Annotated in this window: 19 protein-coding genes; 13 read left to right on the top strand and 6 right to left on the bottom strand. The window is 73.2% G+C overall.

Going from position 1 to position 23,596, the window contains the following annotated elements:
- Positions 1-125 precede the first annotated feature (125 nt).
- Complete coding sequence (manB, locus tag ACZ7JA_RS20445; protein ID WP_389306503.1) at positions 126-1,208, top strand: mannose-1-phosphate guanylyltransferase; 1,083 nt, start codon at positions 126-128, stop codon at positions 1,206-1,208.
- Positions 1,209-1,608: 400 nt separating this feature from the next.
- Here manB and ACZ7JA_RS20440 read toward each other — a convergent pair whose 3' ends face one another.
- The 4 genes from ACZ7JA_RS20440 to ACZ7JA_RS20425 form a co-directional block, all read right to left on the bottom strand.
- Complete coding sequence (locus tag ACZ7JA_RS20440; RefSeq protein ID WP_389449768.1) at positions 1,609-2,655, bottom strand: DNA-3-methyladenine glycosylase family protein; 1,047 nt, start codon at positions 2,653-2,655, stop codon at positions 1,609-1,611.
- Positions 2,656-2,736: 81 nt separating this feature from the next.
- A complete protein-coding gene (locus ACZ7JA_RS20435; protein WP_470809604.1) occupies positions 2,737-4,044 on the bottom strand; it encodes a coenzyme F420-0:L-glutamate ligase in 1,308 nt (435 codons plus the stop codon).
- The gene (gene cofD / locus ACZ7JA_RS20430) at positions 4,041-5,000 is read right to left on the bottom strand and encodes a 2-phospho-L-lactate transferase (RefSeq protein WP_351664649.1); all 960 of its coding nucleotides are present in this window, start codon (positions 4,998-5,000) and stop codon (positions 4,041-4,043) included. The genes ACZ7JA_RS20435 and cofD overlap by 4 nt, the downstream gene beginning before the upstream one ends.
- Positions 5,001-5,033: 33 nt before the next feature.
- Complete coding sequence (locus ACZ7JA_RS20425; RefSeq protein ID WP_351664647.1) at positions 5,034-5,540, bottom strand: cysteine dioxygenase; 507 nt, start codon at positions 5,538-5,540, stop codon at positions 5,034-5,036.
- 668 nt (positions 5,541-6,208) lie between these two features.
- On the opposite strand from ACZ7JA_RS20425, the gene ACZ7JA_RS20420 reads away from it, so the two are divergent.
- The 3 genes from ACZ7JA_RS20420 to ACZ7JA_RS20410 all read left to right on the top strand — a co-directional run bounded on the left by ACZ7JA_RS20420 (position 6,209) and on the right by ACZ7JA_RS20410 (position 11,836).
- Positions 6,209-6,472, top strand: coding sequence for a WhiB family transcriptional regulator (locus tag ACZ7JA_RS20420; protein WP_003975777.1), 264 nt, complete (start codon positions 6,209-6,211; stop codon positions 6,470-6,472).
- A gap of 214 nt (positions 6,473-6,686) precedes the next feature.
- Entirely contained in the window at positions 6,687-10,337 is a 3,651-nt protein-coding gene (locus ACZ7JA_RS20415) for a glycosyltransferase family 2 protein (RefSeq protein WP_470809603.1), read from the top strand.
- A complete protein-coding gene (locus tag ACZ7JA_RS20410) occupies positions 10,334-11,836 on the top strand; it encodes a DUF5719 family protein (protein WP_470809602.1) in 1,503 nt (500 codons plus the stop codon). The genes ACZ7JA_RS20415 and ACZ7JA_RS20410 overlap by 4 nt, the downstream gene beginning before the upstream one ends.
- A 72-nt stretch (positions 11,837-11,908) precedes the next feature.
- Here the strand turns inward: ACZ7JA_RS20410 and ACZ7JA_RS20405 are convergent, their stop codons facing one another.
- Positions 11,909-12,361, bottom strand: a complete 453-nt coding sequence (locus tag ACZ7JA_RS20405) for a metallopeptidase family protein (protein ID WP_470810034.1) — start codon at positions 12,359-12,361, stop codon at positions 11,909-11,911.
- A gap of 366 nt (positions 12,362-12,727) precedes the next feature.
- On the opposite strand from ACZ7JA_RS20405, the gene ACZ7JA_RS20400 reads away from it, so the two are divergent.
- The 8 genes from ACZ7JA_RS20400 (at position 12,728) to ACZ7JA_RS20365 (ending at position 21,103) form a co-directional block, all read left to right on the top strand.
- Positions 12,728-13,105: a DUF3499 domain-containing protein gene (locus tag ACZ7JA_RS20400; RefSeq protein WP_250404864.1), complete on the top strand. Its 378-nt coding sequence runs from the start codon at positions 12,728-12,730 to the stop codon at positions 13,103-13,105.
- 176 nt (positions 13,106-13,281) lie between these two features.
- Complete coding sequence (locus ACZ7JA_RS20395; RefSeq protein WP_450751982.1) at positions 13,282-14,646, top strand: phosphomannomutase/phosphoglucomutase; 1,365 nt, start codon at positions 13,282-13,284, stop codon at positions 14,644-14,646.
- A 154-nt stretch (positions 14,647-14,800) separates the two neighbouring features.
- Positions 14,801-14,971, top strand: coding sequence for a Trm112 family protein (locus ACZ7JA_RS20390; protein WP_007382472.1), 171 nt, complete (start codon positions 14,801-14,803; stop codon positions 14,969-14,971).
- A 110-nt stretch (positions 14,972-15,081) separates the two neighbouring features.
- Entirely contained in the window at positions 15,082-16,209 is a 1,128-nt protein-coding gene (locus ACZ7JA_RS20385) for an SIS domain-containing protein (RefSeq protein WP_470809601.1), read from the top strand.
- A 130-nt stretch (positions 16,210-16,339) separates the two neighbouring features.
- The gene (manA, locus tag ACZ7JA_RS20380; protein ID WP_470809600.1) at positions 16,340-17,491 is read left to right on the top strand and encodes a mannose-6-phosphate isomerase, class I; all 1,152 of its coding nucleotides are present in this window, start codon (positions 16,340-16,342) and stop codon (positions 17,489-17,491) included.
- A gap of 132 nt (positions 17,492-17,623) precedes the next feature.
- Positions 17,624-18,604 carry a cation diffusion facilitator family transporter gene (locus ACZ7JA_RS20375; protein WP_351664635.1) on the top strand — a complete coding sequence of 327 codons (981 nt, stop codon included), beginning with the start codon at positions 17,624-17,626 and terminating at the stop codon, positions 18,602-18,604.
- A gap of 251 nt (positions 18,605-18,855) precedes the next feature.
- Positions 18,856-20,313 carry an adenosylhomocysteinase gene (ahcY, locus tag ACZ7JA_RS20370; RefSeq protein WP_351664633.1) on the top strand — a complete coding sequence of 486 codons (1,458 nt, stop codon included), beginning with the start codon at positions 18,856-18,858 and terminating at the stop codon, positions 20,311-20,313.
- Between the two features lie 178 nt (positions 20,314-20,491).
- Complete coding sequence (locus ACZ7JA_RS20365; protein WP_389449748.1) at positions 20,492-21,103, top strand: hypothetical protein; 612 nt, start codon at positions 20,492-20,494, stop codon at positions 21,101-21,103.
- Positions 21,104-21,118: 15 nt separating this feature from the next.
- Here ACZ7JA_RS20365 and ACZ7JA_RS20360 read toward each other — a convergent pair whose 3' ends face one another.
- Positions 21,119-22,132 (bottom strand): RDD family protein, encoded by a 1,014-nt coding sequence (locus ACZ7JA_RS20360; protein ID WP_470809597.1) that lies wholly within the window; start codon positions 22,130-22,132, stop codon positions 21,119-21,121.
- Positions 22,133-22,275: 143 nt separating this feature from the next.
- On the opposite strand from ACZ7JA_RS20360, the gene ACZ7JA_RS20355 reads away from it, so the two are divergent.
- Complete coding sequence (locus tag ACZ7JA_RS20355) at positions 22,276-23,283, top strand: stage II sporulation protein M (RefSeq protein ID WP_351664627.1); 1,008 nt, start codon at positions 22,276-22,278, stop codon at positions 23,281-23,283.
- Positions 23,284-23,596: the final 313 nt, after the last annotated feature.

Genomic DNA, 23,596 nt, shown 5'->3' with positions numbered 1-23,596 from the left:
GGGAATCCTGGCGCCGATCCCGCCGGACACCGCGCGGCCGGCGGAGGTGTCGCCGGCCGGTCTGCATACACTGACCGGCCGAAACGAGAAGTTCGGCCGGTCCCGGCAGGAAGCAGAGACGACAGGTGACAGAAGCGATCCTCCTGGTCGGCGGCAAAGGCACCCGGCTGCGTCCGCTCACGGTGCACACGCCCAAGCCCATGGTCCCGGCGGCCGGGGTGCCGTTCCTCACGCACCAGCTCGCGCGAGCGAGAGCGGCGGGCGTCGAGCACATCGTCCTCGCCACGAGCTACCTCGCCGAGGTCTTCGAGCCCTACTTCGGCGACGGCGCCGCGCTGGGCCTGCACATCGAGTACGTCACCGAGGTGGAGCCCCTCGGCACCGGCGGCGCCATCCGCAACGTGGCCTCGCGTCTGCATTCCGGGCCCGACGACCCGGTACTGGTCTTCAACGGCGACATCCTGACCGGCCTGGACATCCGGGCCCTGGTCGACACCCACGAGTCGACGGGCGCGGACGTCTCCCTGCACCTGACGAAGGTGACGGACCCGCGCGCCTACGGACTGGTCCCCACCGACGGCACCGGCCGCGTGCTCGCCTTCCTGGAGAAGCCGCAGACGCCGGAGGAGATCGTCACCGACCAGATCAACGCGGGGGCGTACGTCTTCCGCCGCTCGGTGATCGACACCATCCCGGCGGGCCGTCCGGTCTCCGTCGAGCGCGAGACCTTCCCGGAGCTGCTGTCCGCCGGGGCCCACCTGCAGGGCATGGTGGACTCGACGTACTGGCTCGACCTCGGTACGCCCGCGGCCTTCGTGCGCGGCTCCGCCGACCTGGTCCTCGGCCGGGCCCCGTCGCCGGCCGTCCCCGGCCGCTGCGGCGACCGGCTGGTGCTGCCCACGGCCGTCGTCGCCCCGAACGCCAAGCTGACCGGGGGCACGGTGGTCGGCGAGGGCGCGTTCGTCGCGGACGGCGCCCGGGTCTCCGGTTCCACGATCCTGCCCGGCGCGGTCATCGAGCCCGGCGCCGTCATCACCGACTCCCTCATCGGCAGCCGCGCCCGGGTGGGCGAACGCTCCGTCCTCACCGGCACGGTCATCGGCGACGGCGCGGTGGTCGGCCCCGACAACGAACTCCGCGAGGGCGTCCGAGTCTGGTGCGACGCCCACATCCCCCAGGCCGCTCTCCGCTTCTCCTCAGACCAGTAACCCTCAGAGCCGCCCAAGCTGTGTGCGCCGGGCCCGCCCGGCTGCGGGCATGCGTACTCCGCCCAGCGAGGGACGCCGGGCCCGCCCCCGCTGCGGGCATGCGCATTCCGCCCAGCTTGGGGCTTCCGGCCCGCCCCACAGGATGCGTACCCCGCCCAGCTCGGTGCGCCGGCCCCGTCCCCGCTACGGGCATGCGTGCCGCTAGGGGCGGTACGGGTGGGCGGTGGGGGTCCCGCTGCTCGAGCGAAGCCGAGAGTGGGGGAGGCACCCCGCGAGCGCGGGCGAGCGAAACCCCCTGGGCCGGCACCAACGCCGAGCACCTGACAAGCGCGGGCGAGCGAGGCACCTCCAGCCGCTCCGTCGCCGAGCACCCGTCAAAGCCGGCCCAGCCCAGCGGAGCTCAAAGCAACCCGATATCCACCCGAGGCATCTTCGGCGCCCGCCGCCGCGGCCCCTGCCCACTGAGCAGAATCAGCCGGGCCGCCCGATGCCGCTGCCCCGCATAAGGCTCAAGCAGCCGCAGCATCTCCGCGTCGTCCGCGTCCCGGTTCCGCCCCAGCACCCACCCCACGATCCCCGGCAGATGCAGATCCCCGACGGTCACCTCGTCCGCCGCCCCGTGACTGCGCTGCACCACCTCCGTCGACGTCCACGGCCCGATCCCCGGCACGACCTCCAGCCGCGCCCGAGCCTCGGCCGCCGGCATCCCCACCGCCTGCTCCAGCCGCGCGGCCACCCGCACGGCCCGCAGGATCGTCGAGGCCCGCTTGTCGTCGACGCCGGCCCGGTGCCAGTCCCAGGAGGGAATCAGCGCCCACGTCCGCGCCGCGGGCATCACCCACATCGGCCGCTCGAACGCCCCCGCGGGGCCGGGCGCCGGCTCCCCGAACCTCCGCACCAGCAGGCGCCACGCACGGTACGCCTCGTCGGTCGTGACCTTCTGCTCCAGCACCGACGGGATCAGTGACTCCAGCACCAGCCCGGTCCGCGTCAGCCGCAGCCCCGGCCGCCGGTGCCGCGCCAGCGCCACCACCCGGTGCCGGGGCACGAAAGCGTCCGGATCGTCGGCGGCTCCCAGCAGCCCGGGCAACTGCTCCAGCAGCCACTGCGCACCCGGCCCCCACGCCTCACCGAGCACCTCGCCGCCGTACGCGCGCACCCGCAGCGTGCCCGGGCCGGCCGGTGTCAGGGTGGCCCGCCACACGGACCCGTCCGGCGTGGTCCGGAACGTCGGATCGCCCGGCCCGCGCCGCAGCGGACCGAGCACCAGGCCGAGGTCCAGCGGCCCCTCCGGCGTCCAGCGCCGCACCCGGGCCGGCCCCGCGGCCTGCCGGGGTATCCCGGCGGCGGGCACACCGACGTGCCCGCCGCGCACAGGCTTGGGGGCCCCTCCCACGCCTTTCGGGCTGTGGGGGAGCGTGGGACGCGGAGCGAATCGTCCTGCCACTGGTGGTTCCTCGGGGTGCCGGGCTGTCCTAAGAGACTAGGCGGTCGCCGGGCGTGCCGGACGCGACTTCGCCCACCGGCCTCACCGCACCTCGATGAACGCCTCCGCGCCCCGCTCCGGGCGCGGCCGCGGTTCCCCTGCCGGATGGCCCACCGCCACCGCGCCCATGGGGTCCCAGTCCGCGGGCAGTCCCAGCACCTCGCGCACCGTGTCCCGGCAGAACATCGTCGAAGACACCCAGGCCGAGCCCAGCCGCTCCCCGGCCAGCGCGACCAGGAGGTTCTGCACGCCCGCGCCCGTCGCGACCACGAACATCTCCCGCTCGGCGGCGTCCCGCCGCGCGTCGCCGTAGGTGTGCGAGCCGTCCATGACGAGGCACGGCACGACCAGGTACGGCGCGTTGCGGAGCACGTCCCCGCGCCGGACCCGCTTGGCGATGGACTCCTCGCTCTTGCCGTCCCGGCGCAGGTCGGCGATCCAGGCGTCCCGCATCGCGTCGAGCAGCCGCACCCGCGACTCCTCGGACTCCAGCAGTACGAACCGCCAGGGCGTGGTGTGGTGCGGGGCCGGCGCGGTGACCGCCGCGGCCACCGCGCGTCGTACCGCGCCGGGGTCGACGGGCTCGTCGGTGAAGGCCCGTACGGTACGGCGCTGGGTCACGGCCTCCCGCACCGCCTCGGACGTGCCGAGCCGGAACATGTCGTCCCGGGCGTCGCGCACCAGCGCCCGCGCCCCCTCGCCGTCCCCGCCGTCCACCACGTGGGGCAGCCCGCGGACCACGGCGACCGGGAGTCCGGCGGCCTTGCCCTTGACCAGGTCGCCCGCGGCGGCCAGTTCGTCGGCGGTGGCGACGACGGTGGCGCCGAGCGGGTTGCCGTGCGCGTCCGTGCCGCCGCGCAGGTCGTCCAGCACGCGCACCCCGGCGGCGCCGATCGCGACGTCGGTGAGTCCCGCGCGCCAGGGCCGGCCGAAGGTGTCGGTGACGACGACGCCGACCCGGACGCCGAGGGCGTCGCGCAGTCCGTCGCGGATCGCGCGCGCCGACGCGTCGGGGTCCTCGGGGAGCAACAGCACGGTGCCGGAAGGAGTGTTGGAGGCGTCGACCCCGGCGGCCGCCATCACCAGGCCCTGCCGGTTCTCGACGATGCGCAGGGGGCCGCGCCGGGCCACCACCCGCACGGTCTCCGCGTCGATCGCGGCCTCGCGGTCGTCCGCCCGGACGAGGCGGCCCTCCGCCTTGGACACGATCTTGGACGTGACGAGCAGCACGTCCCCGTCGGCCAGCCCGGGCTCGGCGGCGGCGATCAGCTTGGCCAGGTCGTCGCCCGGCCGTACCTCGGCGATTCCGGACGGGGCCCAGACCCGGTACTCGGGGCGCTGACCGCTCACGCTCCCCGCACCTCCTCGGCCAGCGCCAGCGCCTCCCGCGCCATCTGCGCGGCCGCGTCCACGTCGGTCATCATCAGCGGCACGGCCCGGCAGCGGATCCCGTCCGCCTCCACCCGCTCCACCACGCCCGCGTCCACGGTGTCGACCAGCCAGCCGTCCAGCAGCCCCGAGCCGTAGTGCTCGGCGACCGCGGCGGCCGTGGACTCCACGCCCACGGCGGCGAGCACCTTGTCGGCCATCCCGCGCACCGGCGCGTCCCCCACGATGGGGGAAAGGCCCACCACGGGCACGCCGGCCTCCGCGATCGCCTCCCGGACACCGGGCACGGCCAGGATGGTGCCGATGGACACGACCGGGTTGGACGGCGGGAAGAGGATGACGTCCGCCTCCGCGATGGCCTCCAGGACGCCCGGCGCCGGCTTGGCCTGCTCGGCGCCGACCGGCACGACCGCCTCGGCGGCGACCGAGGCGCGCAGCCGCACCCAGTACTCCTGGAAGTGGATCGCCTTGCGTTCGCCGTCGATGTCCACGGCCACATGGGTCTCCACGCGGTCGTCGGTCATCGGGATCAGCCGCACCCCCGGCTTCCAGCGGTCGCAGAGCGCCTCGGTGACCGCGCTCAGCGGAAAGCCGGCGCCCAGCATCTGCGTCCGCACGATGTGCGTGGCGAAGTCCCGGTCGCCGAGCCCGAACCACTCCGGGCCGACCCCGTAGGCCGCCAGTTCCTCCTTGAGGTGGAAGGTCTCGTCCGTCCGCCCCCAGCCCTGCTCCTCGTTGATGCCGCCGCCCAGCGTGTACATCACCGTGTCGAGGTCCGGGCAGACCTTCAGCCCGAAGAGGTGGATGTCGTCGCCGGTGTTGCCGATGACCGTGACGTCCGCGTCCGGCACGGCCCGCTTCAGACCGCGCAGGAACCGGGCACCACCGATGCCGCCTGCCAGAACCACAATGCGCATGCGCCGATTCTCGCAGGCGGGTGCGACATCGTGTCAGGCAGTCACCGGACGCGGTCCGGTGCGCGCCTCGCAGTGCGGGGAGTCGTGCATCGGCATCTCGGTCAGGCCCGGGTAGTAGACGTGCAGGCTCACCGCGGGCTCCAGCGCGTCGTTCACCACCTCGTGCACATAGCCCGGCGCGAACACCCGCTGGGCGCCGGCCGCCAGCGCGCGCGTGCCCCGCCCGGTGCGCTCGGTCAGCGTCCCGTCCAGGACGGTGAGGACACCGGAGGAACGGCCGTGGTCGTGCGGTCCGCTGCCCTGCCCGGGCACCCAGGACAGCAGCCAGACCTCGTAGCCGGGGCCGGTGCGGAGCCGGTGGTACCAGCGGGTGGCGGCGTCGTAGCGGACGAGGTGCGCCCACTGGGAGCGGTCGGCGGCGATGGCGCGGGCGAGGCCCACGAACTCGGCGACGGTGGCGGGGTGCTCACGCGGCGGCTGGAGCAGGTGCGGGACTTCGAGGATGTCGCCGGCGATCTGGAGGTCGTTGTCGCTGTTCATCGGGTGAGGGGGTTCCTCGGCGGAGAGTGGGGGCTGGGTGTCGCTCTGCGTCCGCCCGGGTCGCGGGCGAGGAGAGGTGTCCCGGATGAGGGTCAAGGACAGGGAAACGCGGCCGAGCCGGGGTGGACTCGGGAGCAGCCGGAGCGCGATGGGCTCAACAGCTGGGACAGCAACAACAGCTACAGCGCGCGCGTGCGGCACCGAGGGACCCGGCGGTGCGGGTCGAGACGGGCGCCAAGTTCGCGAGCATGCCCACAAGGACACCGGCTCACACCCGGACTGTCAACTCGGCGCCCGGAAAGTGCGACATGGTTCACCTCATCCGGTTCATCTGTCAGGTGAAAGGTTTGTTCACCCGGATCCCGGGACACATGGCGCACAACCGAGCGCTCGAGCCTCCCGGAACGAGATCGAACGCGGGGGCGTCCTTCTTCGTACAGGGAGCTGTGCGGGGTCCGCCGCCCCAACGGGCCCTTTTCTGTGTGTCAGGGTTTAAGGCGATTTGAACACTTTCCGCACGGCCTTGGTTCCGCAGAGTGAATAACGGGCTCAATAGCAGATCTCGGCTTGACTCGCCCGGAGCAGCACACTTGTAATTTCACTCGTGTCGTTCAGCCGAAATCGGTAGCGGCTACGCACGGGGACGTGGAGACAGACGAGGGGCGCACATGACCGAGCTGGTGCAGCAACTGCTGGTCGACGACGCGGACGAGGAACTCGGCTGGCAGGAGCGCGCACTGTGCGCCCAGACCGACCCCGAGTCCTTCTTTCCCGAGAAGGGCGGCTCGACGAGAGAGGCGAAGAAGGTCTGCCTCGCCTGCGAGGTGCGCTCCGAATGCCTCGAGTACGCCCTCGCCAACGACGAGCGCTTCGGCATCTGGGGCGGTCTGTCCGAGCGTGAGCGCCGCCGGCTGAAGAAGGCCGCCGTCTGACCGGCGCCCGGTCGCCCCTGCGGCCGCCGCACCGCCGAGCGGCCGGACGGCACCCCAGCACATGTCGCGAACGGCCCGTCGCCCGTGGGTTATCCACAGGCGGCGGGTCGTCCTCATGGTCAGCCGATAGTGTGGTCGCTCGTCCGAGACGCACCGCTGTCCCCTCGGGGCACAGGCGTCCACCGCAGTCCATCGAACCGGGGCCCGTACCTCGATGTCCGTGCACAGCCAAACGGCAGCTCAAGACCCGGCTGCCCATCCTGAGTTCCCGCGTCATGTGGTGACGGCGGTCCTCGTCTCCCACGACGGCGCCCGCTGGCTGCCCGACGCGCTGGCCGGACTGCTCGGCCAGGAGCGCCCCGTCCAGAACGCGGTGGCGGCCGACACCGGCAGCGCGGACGACTCCGCCCAGCTGGTCGCCGAGGCCCTCGGCGACGACCGCGTGCTGCACCTGGCCCGGCGCACCGGCTTCGGCCAGGCGGTGGAGGAGGCGAGCCGCATCGCCCCCCTCCTCACCCCCGACGAGCTTCCCTACCTCAGGCGCCCCAGCGGCTGGGACCCGGTCACGCGCTCGTGGCGCGACGACGCCTACGACCTGCCCGAACTGCCGCACGGCGAGCCCGTCCAGTGGCTCTGGCTGCTGCACGACGACTGCGCCCCCGAACCCGACGCCCTCGCGCAGCTGCTGCGGGTCGTCGACAACGAACTCGAACTCGGCCGCGACGACGTGGCGATCGTCGGTCCCAAGCTGCGCGGCTGGTACGACCGCAGGCAGCTGCTGGAGGTCGGCGTCTCCATCGCCAACTCCGGCCGCCGCTGGACCGGCCTGGACCGCCGGGAGCAGGACCAGGGCCAGCACGACCACGTCCGCACCGTGCTGTCCGTCTCCACCGCCGGCATGCTCGTCCGCCGCGACGTCTTCGAACAGCTCGGCGGATTCGACCGCCGGCTGCCCCTGATGCGCGACGACGTCGACCTGTGCTGGCGGGCCCACACGGCCGGCCACCGGGTCCTCGTCGCCCCGGACGCCGTCGTGCGACACGCCGAGGCGGCCTCCCGCGAGCGCCGCACCGTCGACTGCGTTGGCCGCACCGCCGCCTCCCCGCACAAGGTCGACAAGGCCGGCGCCATCTACACCCTGCTCGTCAACACCCGCACGGCCGCGCTGCCCTGGGTGCTGCTGCGGCTCGTCCTCGGCACCCTGCTGAGGACCGTCGCCTACCTGGTCGGCAAGGTCCCCGGGCAGGCCGTCGACGAGATCCGCGGTCTCCTGGGAACCCTGCTGCGGCCCGAGCGGATCCTCGCCGGCCGGCGCCGCCGCGGCCCCTCCCAGATCGACAAGACCGAGCTGCGCCGGCTCTTCCCGCCCCCCGGCGCGACCATCCGCGCCACCGTGGAACAGGTCGCGGGCAACTTCTCCGGCCGCTCCGACAGCGAGACCTCCTCGGCCGGCCGGCACGGCGGCGCCGTGGAGTCCGGGCCCGGCGGCGACGACGCCGACTTCCTGGAGATCGAGCAGTTCGCCCGGCTGAAGCGGATCGCCCGCAAGCCCGGCCCGGTGCTCTTTCTGGCCCTGCTGCTGGTCTCGCTCGTCGCCTGCCGCGCCCTGCTCGGCGGCGGCGCCCTCGCGGGCGGGGCCCTGCTGCCCGCCCCGGCGAGCGCCGGCGACCTGTGGTCCCGCTACCTGGACGCCTGGCACCCGGTGGGCGCCGGCGGCACCGCCGCCGCACCGCCCTACCTCGCCATCGTCGCGACCCTCGCCTCGATCCTGTTCGGCTCCACCGGACTCGCCGTCACCGTGCTGCTGGTCTGCTCGGTCCCGCTGGCCGGCCTCACCGCCTACTTCGCCTCCCGGCCCCTGGTCACCTCCCGCCTGCTGCGCGCCTGGGCCGCGATCGCCTACGCCTTCCTGCCCGCCGCCACCGGCGCCCTGGCCGGCGGCCGCATCGGCACCGCCGTCCTCGCCGTGCTGCTGCCGCTCATCGCGCGCGCGGGCATCGCCGCGAGCGGCCTCACCCGCGCCTCCGGTGCGCGCGGCAGCTGGCGCGCCACCTGGGCGTACGCGCTGCTGCTGACCATCACCACGGCGTTCACCCCGATCGTCTGGCCCATCGCGCTGATCCTCGGCACCGGTGTGCTGGTCCTGCGCCGCGGCGACCTCGTCGCCCACGGCCTGCGCTTCCTCGCCCAGCTCGGCACCCCGCTGCTGATCCTCGCCCCCTGGTCGCTGACGCTGCTCCCGACCGGCTTCTTCACGGAGGCGGGCCTGGAGTACGGCGCCTCCAGCGCCTCCGCGCTCGACCTGCTCGGCGCGGGCCCGGGCGGCCCCGGCACCGTCGACGGCCTGATGCTCATCGGCATCGTCCTCGCCGCCCTTGCCGCACTGCTGCGCTCCGAACGCCAGTTGGGCATCCGGACCGCCTGGGCGGTCGCCCTCGTGGCCCTCGTCTTCGCCGTCCTGTCCAACCGCTCCACGTGGGCCGGACCGGCCACCCTCGTCTACGGCATCGCCCTGCTGTCCGCCGCCGCGCTCGGCGCCGACGGGGCCCGCGCGCGCGTCGCCGAGCAGAGCTTCGGCTGGCGCCAGCCCGTCGCCGCCCTGATCGCCTTCGCCTCGGCCGCGGGCCCGCTGCTCGTCGCCGCCGGCTGGATGATCGGCGGCGCCGACGGCCCGCTGGAGCGCCGCGACCCGGTGCAGGTCCCCGCGTTCGTCGCCGAGGACGCCACCACCCGCGACCAGGCCCGCACCCTGGTCCTGGACAGCGACTCCACCGCACGCGTGCGCTACAGCCTGGTCCGCGGCTCCGGCGCCCGGATGGGAGACGCCGAACTCGCCGCCACCGACGGCGAGAACGCCAGGCTCGACAAGGTCGTCGCCAACCTGGTCGCGGGCTCCGGCGCCGACCAGGCGGGCCAGCTCGGCGGCTTCGCCGTGCGCTACGTCCTGGTCCACAAGGGCGCGCCCCGCGACATCACCCGCGTCCTGGACGCCACACCCGGCCTGAGCCGGCTCAGCCAACAGGACGGCAGCGCCCTCTGGCGCGTCGACCAGCAGGTCTCCCGCGCCACCATCGTGCCGGCGGGCGGCACCGGCGTCGCGCAATCCGTCGCCTCCGGGCCCGTGGAGATCCACACGACCGTCCCCTCCGGCTCCGGCGGCCGTGTGCTGCGGCTGGCCGACGCCGCCTCCGACGGGTGGACGGCCACCCTGGACGGCAAGCCGCTCACCTCCACCACGGTCGACGGCTGGGCGCAGGGCTTCCAACTGCCCTCCACCGGCGGCCGGCTGGACGTCGTGCACGACGACCCGATCACCCACACCGCCTGGCTGTGGGCACAGGGCGCGCTGGCCGTCGTCCTGGTCGTCCTCGCCCTGCCCGGCCGCCGCCGCGACATCGACGACGACCTGCCCGAGGAGGAGCCGGTGCCCGCCGAGGCCACCGCCGGCGAGGGCCGCCGCGCCCGCCGGCTGCGCGCCCAGGCCGAGGAGGCCGCCGTCCCGGAGGAGCCCGAGGCGGCCGTCCCGCACCAGCCCGGTCCCGCCGACGTGCCGCCACCCCCGCAGCAGGCCCCCGCGGCCGTCCCCCAGCAGCCGGCGTACGGCGAGTGGGACTACGCGAGCGGCGACTACCCCGGCTACGGCACCGGCCAGTACCAGGATGCCGGCCAGTACCAGGAAGCCGGGCAGTACCCGGCCGAGGGCTACGACCAGCAGGCGTACGGGGCCGACGCCTACCAGAACGGCCAGTACGACCCCTACGCCTACGGCGGCACGGCCGAGCAGCAGGCGTACCAGCAGGGTTACGACCCGGCCCAGCAGCAGTACGGCACCGGCAGCGAGCGCCCCGACGGGAGCCAGCAGTGAACCGCACGACCCTGTCCCTGATCGCCTGCACGACCGCGCTGGCCGCCGTCACCGCCTTCGCCGCGCTCGACACCCCGTCCGCGTCCGGCGCGGCCCCGGCCGAGGCCGCCGCGGAACTGCCCGTGGAGCGCACCAGCCTGCTGTGCCCCGCGCCCAGTTCCTCCGACATCGCCGACACCTCGTACACGTCGTTCACGCCCGTCACGAGGGGCACGGCGAGCGGCGGCAAGGCACAACTCCAGGCGGCCGACGAGCAGTCAGACGGCGCGGGCGGGTCGAAGAAGGGCGGGGACGCCAAGAAGCCCGCCAAGGCGGTCCTCACCCCGAAGAACCCCGGCACGCCGGCCACCGGCGACACCTCGGGCGCCGAGTCCCCGGCGCAGATCGGCACCGCCGACGGCAGGTACGCGCCCGGCTGGACGGTGCAGGAGACCACCGAGGTGGTCGCGGGCACCGGCCGTGGGCTGCAGGGCGTCAACTGCACGGCCCCGGACACCGAGTTCTGGTTCCCCGGCGCCAGCACGGCCGCCGGCCGCACCGACTACGTGCACCTCACCAACCCGGAGGACTCGGCCGCCGTCGTCGACATCGAGCTGTACGGCAAGGACGGCGCGATCAAGTCCTCGGTCACGGACGGCTTCACGATCCCGGCGCACGGGAGCGAGCCCGTCCTGCTCTCCACGCTCACCGACGAACGGCAGAGCGATCTGACCGTGCACGTCAGCGTGCGCAGCGGCCGGGTCGGCGCGGCGGTGCAGGCACTGGACGACAAGGTGGGCGGCGACTGGCTGGCCGCGGCGGACGATCCCTCCGGCAGCCTGGTGCTGCCCGGCATCCCCAAGGACGCCACCGACGTCCGCCTGATCGCCTTCACCCCCGGCGACACCGACGCGGACCTGAAGGTCCGCCTGGCCTCGCCCGACGGCCTGATCACCCCGGCCGGGAACGAGACCCTGCACGTCAAGGCCGGGATGACGACCTCGGCCGACCTCGGCGACGTCACCCGTGGCGAGGCGGGCTCCCTGGTGCTCACGCCCACCGACCAGTCCGTGCCCGTGGTGGCGGCCCTGCGCGTGGTCCGGGGCAAGGGGGCCAAGCAGGAGACGGCCTTCATCCCCGCCACCGCCCCCGTCGGCAAGCGGGCCACGTCGGCAGACAACCGCGGCAAGACCTCGACCCTCTCCCTGACCGCGCCCACGGCCACCACCACGGTGAAGGTCACGGCCTCGGCGGGCAGCGAGGGCGGTACCCCGGTGACGAAGACCTTCACCGTCAAGTCCGGCACCACGCAGGACATCCCGGCCCTCGTCCCGTCCGGTCTGAAGGGCACCTACGCCCTGACGGTGGAACCCGTCTCCGGCGGCCCCCTCTACGCCGCGCGCACCCTCACGTCCACGGCGGCCGGCGTCCCGGCCTTCACCGTCCAGACCCTGCCCAGTGACCGGGGCCTGGTCTCGGTCCCCCGGACGGAAGAGGACCTGTCCCTCCTGCAGAAGTGACCCGGGGCACGCGTCCCCCGAGCCGCGGCCGAGCCGCCGCGGCTCGGGGGACGCCTGCGGCGGGGCGCGGCCCTAGTCCTCCCCGTACCGGGGATCAACCGTCTCCGGAGTCAGTCCCAGCAGCTCCGCCACCTGCTCCACCACGACCTCGTGCACCAGCGCGGCCCGCTCGTCCCGCCCTTTGGTGCGGATCTCCACCGGCCGCCGGTACACCACGACCCGGGCCCGCCGCCCGTCCCGTGCGGGAATGATCCCGCCCAGCGGCACGGCCTCGTCGCCCCAGAGGTCCGCGTCCCGGCCCCCGAGCCGCGGCACCTCGAGCACCATGAAGTCCATGTCGGCCAGCTGCGGCCACCGCCGCTCGAGACGCTCCACGGAGTCCTGCACCAGGTCCGCGAACACCTCGGCGCGGCTGGCCGCCAGCGGCACCTGCGGCGGCGCGATCGGCCCTCGCATGCCCCGTCCGTGACGATCACGGCGACGGGGCCCGGGGCCGGCGGCGCGGGGCGGTACACGGTTGTCCATCACCGCAGAAGCCTAGTCCCCGCACGCTCCGCCCGCCCGACCCCACGCGGCAACCGGCCACCGGCACTCCGTGTCGCCGGGCGCGGCGAAACACGGGCCATCGGGCATGTCAGAGGTTGACCATTCAAGCCAAGGTCTGGCTCGTTTCCGTAACCCTCCAAGACCGGTTGACTCAAGGCATTTGACGATGTTTGTGCTGACTCGTGACCGAACGCCTCCCCGCCCGGAACCCGGTCCGACCCCGTACCCGCAGGTCAGCAGGGTCCGTTCGGAGGTGCCTGTGGGGCGTCTCACAGTCCGACACGGTGGCGTGACCTGGAGGAGAGTCGTCGCGGCCCGCTCAAGAGTGCGGTACCGTCCATCGTCGTGAGCCCTGTACGTCGCTGTTCGCGCACCGCCTGCGGCCGACCCGCCGTCGCGACGCTGACGTACGTCTACGCCGACTCGACCGCGGTCCTCGGCCCGCTCGCCACCTACGCCGAGCCCCACTGCTACGACCTGTGCGCCGAGCACTCCGAGCGCCTCACCGCGCCCCGCGGCTGGGAGGTCGTCCGGCTCCTGGACGGCTCCGCGCCCGCGCGGCCCAGCGGGGACGACCTGGAAGCGCTCGCCAACGCCGTGCGCGAGGCGGCCCGCCCCCAGCAGCGGGCGGCCGAGGCGGGCGGCGGCGGGGCCCGTACGCCGGACCCCATGGAGGTCGCCCGCCGCGGGCACCTGCGCATCCTGCGCTCACCGGACAACTGACTCCGCATCCCGCGGAGAACCGATCCGGCACCCACCCGGACGGCCCGCGAGCCCACTTGCCCGCCCCGCGCCGCCCGGTTGCCCCTCCGCTGAGCGTCCGGCGGGTGTCCGCACACCCGCCTCTCACCCCCGACGGGTAGTTTGTGGGCACCCATAGGACTTCAGGAGGGTTGGCCGTGGCTGCTGATCTGTCGCAGATCGTGAAGGCGTACGACGTACGCGGAGTGGTCCCGGACCAGTGGGACGAGCCGCTGGCCGCCCTCTTCGGCGCCGCCTTCGCCGAGGTGACGGACGCGACGGCCATCGTCGTCGGCCACGACATGCGCCCCTCGTCCCCCGGCCTGTCCCGCGCCTTCGCGCGCGGCGCCGCCGACCACGGGGCGGACGTCACCGAGATCGGCCTGTGCTCGACGGACCAGCTCTACTACGCCTCGGGCGCGCTGAACCTGCCGGGCGCGATGTTCACGGCCTCCCACAACCCGGCGCAGTACAACGGCATCAAGATGTGCCGCGCGGGCGCCGCCCCGGTCGGCCAGGACACGGGCCTGACGCAGATCCGCGAACTCGTCGAGCGGTGGCTGGAGTCGGGCGCACCCGGGCCGGCCGCCGAGCCGGGGACCCTCACCACCCGCGAGACGCTGGAGGACTACGCGGCCCACCTGCGGTCCCTCGTCGACCTCACCGCCGTCCGCCCCCTGAAGGTCGTCGTCGACGCCGGCAACGGCATGGGCGGCCACACGGTCCCCACCGTCTTCGCCGGCCTGCCCCTGACCCTCGTGCCGATGTACTTCGAACTGGACGGCACCTTCCCGAACCACGAGGCCAACCCCCTCGACCCGGCCAACATCGTGGACCTGCAGAAGCGGGTCCCCGCGGAGGGCGCCGACCTGGGCATCGCCTTCGACGGAGACGCCGACCGCTGCTTCGTCGTGGACGAGAACGGCGACCCGGTCTCCCCGTCCGCGATCACCGCCCTGGTCGCGGCGCGCGAACTGGCCCGCACCGGCGGCAGCGGCACCGTCATCCACAACCTGATCACGTCCCGCACCGTTCCGGAGGTGGTGAAGGAGAACGGCGGCACCCCGGTCCGCACCCGTGTCGGGCACTCCTTCATCAAGGCCGAGATGGCCCGCTCCGGCGCGATCTTCGGCGGCGAGCACTCCGCGCACTACTACTTCAAGGACTTCTGGAACGCCGACACGGGCATGCTGGCCGCCCTCCACGTCCTCGCGGCCCTCGGGGGCCAGGACGGGCCGCTGTCCGCCCTGACCGCCCAGTACGACCGCTACGCGGGCTCCGGCGAGATCAACTCCACCGTCGCCGACCAGGCCGCCCGCCTCGCCGCGATCCGCGCCGCCTACGAGGGCCGCCCGGGCATCGAGCTCGACGACCTCGACGGCCTCACGGTCTCCGCCGCCGACTGGTGGTTCAACGTCCGCCCGTCCAACACGGAGCCGCTGCTGCGCCTGAACGCCGAGGCGAAGGACGAGGCGACGATGATCCGGATCCGCGACGAGGCCCTGGCGATCATCAGGGCCTGAGCCGCCCGCCCGACCCGCACCGGGGCCGGGTGGACCGGGGTCAGGCGGGCAGCGCGCCTTCCGCCCGCACCAGCAGGCCCGGCCCCACCCCGCCACCAGCGGTACGCTGACCAGCACATCGGCAATAGAACTTCCGCCCCGAAGGGACACCCTCATGCCGCTCGAAGCCGGCCTTCTGGAGATCCTCGCCTGCCCCGCCTGTCACGCCCCCCTCAAGGAGCAGGACACCGAGCTGATCTGCACCGGTCAGGACTGCGGCCTGGCATACCCGGTCCGCGACGGCATCCCGGTCCTGCTCGTCGACGAGGCCCGCCGCCCCGCGTAACCGCGGCGCTCCCGCCCCGCCCGCTCCGCGGCGCCGCCGCCGCGCACCGACGAGGCGCCCACCCGCGTTCGAACCCCGCACAGGACCCCGGCGATCGGAGGCTGCCGCCCATGCTCGACGAATCGCTGCTCGACAGTCCGGAGGGCCTCGCCGACGCCGACCGCCGCGGCCTCCTCCGCGGCGCGGCCGAGGCCGGCGCCCGCGTACGCACCGCCGTCCGGCACGCCGCCGAGGCCGGCGTGGCCCAGCTCAAGCCCGACGGCCGCCCCCGCGCCGTGCTGATCGCGGGCCCCGGTGCCGCCGCCACCCACACCGCCGACCTGCTCGGCACCCTGGCCGGCGCCGGCAGCCCCGTCATCCGGCTGGCGCCCACCGGCGTCGCTCCCGCCGCCGGTGCCCTGCGCTGGGAGATCCCGGGCTGGGTCGGCTCCGTCGACCTGCTGCTCATCGCCACCCCGGACGGCAGCGAGCCCAGCCTCTCCCTGCTCGCCGAGCAGGCCTACCGCCGGGGCTGCACGGTCGTCGCCGTCGCCCCGGCCGACACCCCGCTCGCCGAGGCGGTCGCCGCGGCGCACGGCATGTTCGTGCCGATGGCGACGGCGCCCTACGACCAGGAAGAACCCCTCGCCGCGTCCTCCCCGGGCGTCTTCTGGGCCCTGCTCACCCCGCTGCTCGCGCTGCTGGACCGCATCGGACTGCTGGACGCGCCGCCGGACACCCTGGAGAAGGTCGCCGACCGCCTGGACCACATCGCCGAGCGCTGCGGGCCGGCCATCGCGGCCTACAGCAACCCGGCCAAGACCCTCGCCGCCGAACTCGCCGACGCCCTCCCCGTCGTGTGGACGGAGGGCCCCGCGACCGGGCCCGCAGGCCGCCGTTTCGTCGCGGCCCTCGCCGAACTGGCCGGCCGCCCCGCCCTCGTCGCCGAACTCCCCGAGGCGCTCGCCGAGCACAGCGCCCTGCTGGCCGGCCCGCTCGCGGCCAGCGCCGACCCGGACGACTTCTTCCGTGACCGCGTGGACGAGCCGCCCGCGATGCACGCGCGCGTGGTGCTGCTGCGCGACCGCCCGATCGGCGGCCTCACCGCCGCCCCCGCCGCCCGTGACCTGGCGCTCAGCCACGACACGCCGGTCAGCGAACTCGAACCGGAGGAGGGCGACGAGCTGGAGACCCTCGCGGAGCTGATCGCCGTCACGGATTTCGCCGCCGTTTACCTGGCGCTCGCTTCCGGGGCCTGATCTTGCCCAGGGCGGTCCATCCGGGCCCGCCCGGGCCGGGCCGCCCGCGCCTCATCACCGGAACACCGGCCGGCACCGGCACACCACCGGCGCCGGCCGAGCCGCGTACGTACGGAGACAGAGAAACCACATGGACCGCCTCGACAACACCGTCCGCCCCTACGCCTGGGGTTCCACCACCGCCATCCCGCACCTCCTCGGCGTCGAGCCGAGCGGCGAACCGCAGGCGGAGATGTGGATGGGCGCCCACCCGGGCGCCCCCTCACGCACCGCGCGCGGGACGCTCGTCGAGGTCATCAACGCGAATCCGGAGCGCGAACTGGGCCCCGCGGCGGTCGCCAGGTTCGGTCGGCGGCTGCCGTTCCTGCTCAAGATCCTCGCCGCTGGCGCGCCCCTCTCCCTCCAGGTGCACCCCGACCTGCGGCAGGCCGGGGAGGGCTTCGCCGACGAGGAGCGCCGCGGCATCCCCGTCGACGCCCCGCACCGCAACTACAAGGACGCCAACCACAAGCCCGAACTGATCTGCGCGCTCACCGAGTTCGACGGCCTGTGCGGGTTCCGCGCCCCTGCCGAGGCGGCCGGTCTGCTCGACGGGCTCGGCGTCGGCTCCCTGAAGCCGTACGTGGACCTGCTGCGGGCGCGCCCCGAGGACGCGGCCCTCCGCGAGGTCCTCACCGCCGTACTCACCGCCGACCCGCAGGAGATGGCGCACACGGTCGCCGAGGCCACCGCCGCCTGCACCCGCCTCGGCGGCGACTACGCCCCCTACGCCGGCCTCGCCCACCACTACCCGGGCGACCCCGGCGTCATCGCGGCCATGCTCCTCAACCACGTCCGCCTGCAGCCCGGCGAGGCGCTGTTCCTCGGCGCCGGCATCCCGCACGCCTACCTCGACGGCCTCGGCGTCGAGATCATGGCCAACTCCGACAACGTCCTGCGCTGCGGCCTGACCCCCAAGCACGTCGACGTCCCCGAACTGCTGCGCGTCGTCCGCTTCGAGGCGGGCGACCCGGGCGTCCTGCGCCCCGAGGCCTCCCCGGACGGCGAGGAGGTCTACGAGACCCCGATCGACGAGTTCCGGCTCTCCCGGTACGCCCTGTCCGAGGGCGGCACCGCCCACGACCTCACCCTGGACACCCCGCAGATCCTGCTCTGCACGGCCGGGTCCGTCCGGGCCGGCGAGCACGAGCTGGCCCCCGGCCAGTCGGTCTTCGTTCCCGCGGGCGAGAAGGCCGAGGTCTCCGGCGCGGGCACGCTCTTCCGGGCCACTGTGATCGTATGACCGGGGTTGTGGACACCTGACGCGTCGCCACCCGGACGGGCTGCAACAATGGCCCACCGGCAAAGCACGGGCAAAGACGGGTACACGCCTGGACGGCGTAGACGGACGAGGGCGAAGGGACAACGCGGACACATGAGCGCGTCAGGCGGTACCAGGGCGATCGTGGCGGCACTCGGCGCCAATCTCGCGATCGCGGCATCGAAGTTCGTGGCCTTCGCGTTCAGCGGCTCGTCGTCGATGCTCGCCGAAGGTGTCCACTCGGTCGCCGACTCCGGCAACCAGTTCCTGCTGCTCGTCGGCGGCAAGAAGGCGCAGCGCGAGGCGACCCCGCAGCACCCCTTCGGCTACGGCCGCGAGCGCTACATCTACGCCTTCCTCGTCTCGATCGTGCTCTTCTCCATCGGCGGCATGTTCGCCATCTACGAGGGCTACGAGAAGATCACCCACCCCCACGAGGTCGAGCACTGGTACTGGCCGGTGGGGGTCCTGCTCTTCGCGATCATCGCCGAGGGCTTCTCCTTCCGCACGGCCATGAAGGAGTCCAACGAACTCCGCGGCAAGCTGTCCTGGTCGCAGTTCATCCGCCGCGCCAAGGCCCCCGAGCTGCCCGTCGTGCTCCTCGAGGACTTCGGCGCGCTCATCGGTCTGGTCCTCGCCCTCGGCGGCGTCGGCCTGGCCCTGCTCACCGGTGACGGCGTCTGGGACGGCATCGGCACGGTCTGCATCGGTGTCCTGCTGGTCTGCATCGCCCTCGTGCTCGCCGCCGAGACCAAGTCGCTGCTCCTCGGCGAGGCCGCGGGCCTCGAGGAGGTCAAGAAGATCGAGGCCGCGATCGTCGACGGCGACACCGTCACCCGGATCATCCACATGCGCACCCTCCACCTCGGCCCCGAGGAACTGCTGGTCGCCGCCAAGATCGCCGTCCAGCACGACGACACGGCCACGGAGGTCGCCCGGGCCATCGACGCCGCCGAGGCCCGTATCCGGACGGCCGTCCCCATCGCCCGCGTGATCTACCTGGAACCCGACATCTACAGCGAGGCCGAGGCCGCCAAGGGCCCGGATCCGGAGGCCACCCCTGGCGGCCCCACTCCGCACGCGGCCGGGCACTGATTGACGGGAACTCGTCGAAGGCGGACTGGGGGCTCTCCCGTCTCCCGGTGTAGCTTGGGACGGAGCCAGACGTCGCTGCTGATGGCGGTCGGGCGGTCCCGAAGCGGACCGGCCGAGGGAGAGAGGGCCTCCGACGGACTGCGCTGCGCGCACGTGGGCATGCCTGTGTCCTCTTCTCGGGCATTCCTGTGTCCGCCGTCGCGCAGACCAGCCGTACCCACCCTCGACCCAACCCCGAGGAGCAGCTCCCAATGACGACTGTCGACAACCGACAGGACTTCAAGGTCGCCGACCTCTCCCTGGCCGAGTTCGGCCGCAAGGAGATCACCCTCGCCGAGCACGAGATGCCGGGCCTGATGGCGATCCGCAAGGAATACGCCGAAGCCCAGCCCCTCGCCGGCGCCCGCGTCACCGGCTCCCTGCACATGACCGTGCAGACCGCCGTCCTCATCGAGACCCTGGTCGCCCTCGGCGCGCGGGTCCGCTGGGCCTCCTGCAACATCTTCTCCACCCAGGACCACGCGGCCGCCGCCATCGCCGTCGGTCCGAACGGCACGCCGGACAACCCGCAGGGCGTCCCGGTCTTCGCCTGGAAGGGCGAGACCCTGGAGGAGTACTGGTGGTGCACCGAGCAGGCGCTGACCTGGCCTGACAGCGCCACCGGCGGCCCGAACATGATCCTCGACGACGGCGGCGACGCCACCCTGCTCGTCCACAAGGGCGTCGAGTACGAGAAGGACGGCAAGGTCCCCGGCCTGGAGACCGCCGAGTCCGACGAGCACCGCGTCATCCTCCAGCTGCTGCACCGCACCCTGGGCGAGAACCCCCAGAAGTGGACCCAGCTCGCCTCGGAGATCCGCGGCGTCACTGAGGAGACCACGACCGGCGTCCACCGTCTGTACGAGATGCAGCGCGACGGCGTCCTCCTCTTCCCCGCGATCAACGTCAACGACGCCGTCACCAAGTCGAAGTTCGACAACAAGTACGGCTGCCGCCACTCCCTGGTCGACGGCATCAACCGCGCCACCGACGTCCTCATCGGCGGCAAGACCGCCGTCGTCTGCGGTTACGGCGACGTGGGCAAGGGCTGCGCGGAGTCCCTGCGCGGCCAGGGCGCCCGCGTGATCATCACCGAGATCGACCCGATCTGCGCCCTGCAGGCGGCGATGGACGGCTACCAGGTCACCACCCTGGACGAGGTCGTCGAGACCGCCGACATCTTCGTCACCACCACCGGCAACAAGGACATCATCCTCGCCTCGGATATGGCGAAGATGAAGCACCAGGCGATCGTCGGCAACATCGGCCACTTCGACAACGAGATCGACATGGCCGGCCTCGCCCAGATCCCGGGCATCGTCAAGGACGAGGTGAAGCCGCAGGTCCACACCTGGACGTTCCCCGACGGCAAGGTCATCATCGTGCTGTCCGAGGGCCGTCTGCTGAACCTCGGCAACGCCACCGGTCACCCGTCGTTCGTGATGTCCAACTCCTTCGCGGACCAGACCCTGGCCCAGATCGAGCTGTTCACCAAGCCCGACGAGTACCCGACCGGCGTCTACGTGCTGCCCAAGCACCTCGACGAGAAGGTCGCCCGCCTCCACCTGGACGCCCTCGGCGTGAAGCTCACCAAGCTGCGCCCCGAGCAGGCCTCCTACATCGGCGTGGAGGTCGACGGCCCCTACAAGTCGGACCACTACCGCTACTGAGTCCGCAGTCCCGCCCGCCGGGGAGCACACCGGTGCACCGCCGCGCTCCCCGGCAGCAGGTCCGCAAGATCCGCAGAGGCAGGCCCCCGCACCCCCGTGCCGGGGGCCTGCCCCTTTGGCCCCGGACCGGACCAGCAGCCGCAGCCGGACCGCCGGCCCGTCAAGACCCAGGACCCCCATGCCACGCGGCCGATATTCGCTTCACGATCCGCACGATCACACCCCCTTCGCCGAAGAGCACTTCCAGTGCGCGCCCGGCCCCTCCGGCTGGCGCTACGTCTCCCAGCTGACCACCCTCGCCGGTGACCACCGCGGCTCAGTCGACCTCACCCTGGACGACCTCGGCCGCCCCATCCGCCTCGAACTGCACGCGGAAGGCTGGCAGGTGCGAGGCGCCGCCCTCGACGGCGTCACCTGGGTCCGCACCGACGCCACCGGAACCCATGCCACCGAAGGCAATGTGCGCGCCCACGCCTTCACCGGCACGTCCCCCGCGTTCCTCGTCGCCACCGCCCGACTCCTGCGCCTCACCCCCTCCTCGGCGACCCGCGTACGCCTCGTCGCATTCACCGACCCGGTCCTCGCCCCCCGCACCCTGGACCAGTCCTGGACCTTGCTGAAGAGCGAAGCACACGCCACTGACAACGGCCCCCTGACCGTGGACGAATACCAGGTCACAGCCCTGGACACGGGCGAGAGCCACACCGTGCACATCGCCGGGGACGTGGTCCTGTCCGCGCCCGGGATCGAACTGGAGGACCTCCAGTCACCGCCGTCCAGCTTCGACTGAGCGACCGCCGACGCTTCAGGCCGGCGGCGCGAATCCGGTGGCGGGGCGACCGGCCGGCGGCTCGTCCGGACGGACCGGTGCGTCCGGCGCGGAAGACGACGGCACGGGAACCCGAGGCCCAGCGGCGACCGGGGACCCGTGGATGCCCGGCGCGGGCGGCTGCGTCGACGGCGGCGCGAAGCCCCCGGGCGCACCGTCGCCCGCCGCCGAAGGCCCCACAGGCTCCGCGGACACTCCCGGAGAGAAGGGTGAGGACGACGGGCCCGCCGCGACGGACCCGGTCCCGCCGAACGCCAGCCGGGCCTCGCGGGACTGCCGCTCCTGGAGCACGGCGGCCAGAAAGGCCGCCGGGTGCTCGCCCTGCGGCACGGGAGCGCCGGTGCGCGCCGCCACGTCCGCCGCGAGCCGCTGCGCCATCTCCCAGGACACCTGCGCGTCCAGCTGCTGCATCCGGGTCAGGTACTGCCGGATCGCGAGCCACAGCCCGTCCGGTACGGCCGACAGGTCCAGCTCGGCGAACCGCCCCGACAGCCACGGCGGCGGCGGAGGCACCTGACCGGCCTGCCCGGCGGGTATCCGCTCGCGCACGACCAGGGTGCCCGCGAACACGTCACCGAGCCGGCGCCCCCGGGCCGACACCAGCGAGGCGATACAGGCCACCACCCCGAACGTCATCAGGATCTCGACCACACCGATGGCGCCGCGCACCAACGCGTGCCGGAACCGGACGGGACCACCGTCGTCCCGCACCACACGCAGCCCGAACGCCAGCTTCCCCAGCGAACGGCCGTGACTGAGCGTCTCCACCGCGATCGGCCCACCCACCAGCACCAGCAGGAAGGTGGCGATCGACAGCGCGACCTGAGCGGCCTCGTCGAGGGACGCCGTCGCCGCCACCAGCGCCAGCGTCGCGGCCATGTACACGAACACCGCCACGACCAGATCGAGCAACACGGCCAACGCCCTGCTCGGCAGCTTCGCGGGCCGCAGTTCGAGTGCCACCGCCTCGCCGGTCACCAGCTCACTCACGCCCGTCGTCCTTCCCCTGGCCTGCCCCGTGAACCGCAAGTCTGCCAAGCTGAGGGCGCATCGCGCCGCAGTACGACAAGCTGACGGCAACAAGAGCCTCCACGACGAGCAGTGGACGACCAGCCGAGGAGCAGGCAGACCCCATGGACCTGGACGTCTTCGTCGCCGCACATCGCGCCGAGTGGGACCGCCTCGACTCCCTGCTCCGCCGCCGGCGCCGGCTCAACGGAACCGAGGCGGACGAGCTCGTCGCCCTCTACCAGCGCACCGCCACCCACCTCTCCCTCATCCAGTCCAGCGCTCCCGACCCGCAGCTGACCGGCAGGCTCAGCCAACTGGTGGCACGCGCGCGCAGCGCCGTGACCGGCACCCGCCGTGCGTCATGGCGGGACGTCACACGATTCCTGGGACAGGGATTCCCCGCCGCGGTCTACCGCGCGCGTCGCTGGTGGGTGCCCACCGCGCTCGTCTCCACAGCCGTCGCGATCCTCCTGGGCTGGTGGATAGGCACCCATCCGGAGGTGCAGTCGACCATCGCGGCCCCCAGCCAGCTGCGCGAGCTGACCCGTCCCGGCGGCGAGTACGAGACCTACTACTCGAGCCACCCCGCGGCGTCCTTCGCCGCCCAGGTGTGGACGAACAACGCCCAGGCGGCGGCGATGTGCCTGGTTCTGGGCATCTTCCTGGGCCTGCCCGTGCTCTTCATCCTCTTCGAGAACATGCTCAACCTGGGCGTCGGCTTCGGCCTGATGTCGTCCGCCGGCCGCCTCGACACGTTCCTCGGACTGATCCTTCCGCACGGCCTGCTCGAACTGACCGCGGTGTTCGTCGCCGCCGGCACCGGTCTGCGCCTCGGCTGGACCCTCATCGACCCGGGGCCGCGCACCCGACGGGTCGCCCTCGCCGAGGAGGGCCGAGCCGCGGTCGGCATGGCCATCGGCCTGGCGCTCGTCCTCTTCGTCTCCGGTGCCATCGAAGGCTTCGTCACCCCGTCCGGCCTGCCCACCTGGGCTCGGATCGGCATCGGGATCGCGGCCGAGCTGGCGTTCCTGGCGTACGTCTTCGTCCTGGGCGGCCGTGCGGTGCGGGCCGGAGAGACGGGGGACGTCGAGGCGACCGAACGGAGTTCCACCGTGCCCACGGCCGCCTGATGTGCATCCACGGTCTCTGAGCTGCTAGTCTCTCCATCGCCCCGCAAGAGCCGTTGACACGGCGCGAGCGGGGAGGTAGATTCAAACAGTTGCCTAGAACTGGACAGGTTCGGGGCTGATCGTTTAGAATCTACTCGCTTCCCAAGAGCCGCGGACGCGGCCGAGAGAAGCACTCCTCCGAATTACTCAGAAATGAGCAGCCGGTCAGACCGGCTGAAAACTTCTGATAAAGTCGGAACCGCCGGAAAGGGAAACGCGAGAGCGGGAACCTGGAAAGCGCCGAGGAAATCGGGTCGAGAAAAGATCTGATAGA

This window comes from Streptomyces sp. NPDC038135 (assembly GCF_055601245.1).
This window is presented reverse-complemented; position numbering and strand designations above follow the sequence as displayed.

Coding starts and splice junctions, on each gene's coding strand:
- ahcY (WP_351664633.1), top strand. CDS start 18,856: ATGACGACTGTCGACAACCGACAGGACTTCAAGGTCGCCGACCTCTCC.
- manA (WP_470809600.1), top strand. CDS start 16,340: ATGGACCGCCTCGACAACACCGTCCGCCCCTACGCCTGGGGTTCCACC.
- ACZ7JA_RS20390 (WP_007382472.1), top strand. CDS start 14,801: ATGCCGCTCGAAGCCGGCCTTCTGGAGATCCTCGCCTGCCCCGCCTGT.
- ACZ7JA_RS20425 (WP_351664647.1), bottom strand. CDS start 5,540: ATGAACAGCGACAACGACCTCCAGATCGCCGGCGACATCCTCGAAGTC.
- ACZ7JA_RS20355 (WP_351664627.1), top strand. CDS start 22,276: ATGGACCTGGACGTCTTCGTCGCCGCACATCGCGCCGAGTGGGACCGC.
- cofD (WP_351664649.1), bottom strand. CDS start 5,000: ATGCGCATTGTGGTTCTGGCAGGCGGCATCGGTGGTGCCCGGTTCCTG.
- ACZ7JA_RS20365 (WP_389449748.1), top strand. CDS start 20,492: ATGCCACGCGGCCGATATTCGCTTCACGATCCGCACGATCACACCCCC.
- ACZ7JA_RS20420 (WP_003975777.1), top strand. CDS start 6,209: ATGACCGAGCTGGTGCAGCAACTGCTGGTCGACGACGCGGACGAGGAA.
- ACZ7JA_RS20375 (WP_351664635.1), top strand. CDS start 17,624: ATGAGCGCGTCAGGCGGTACCAGGGCGATCGTGGCGGCACTCGGCGCC.
- ACZ7JA_RS20405 (WP_470810034.1), bottom strand. CDS start 12,361: ATGGACAACCGTGTACCGCCCCGCGCCGCCGGCCCCGGGCCCCGTCGC.
- ACZ7JA_RS20415 (WP_470809603.1), top strand. CDS start 6,687: ATGTCCGTGCACAGCCAAACGGCAGCTCAAGACCCGGCTGCCCATCCT.
- ACZ7JA_RS20385 (WP_470809601.1), top strand. CDS start 15,082: ATGCTCGACGAATCGCTGCTCGACAGTCCGGAGGGCCTCGCCGACGCC.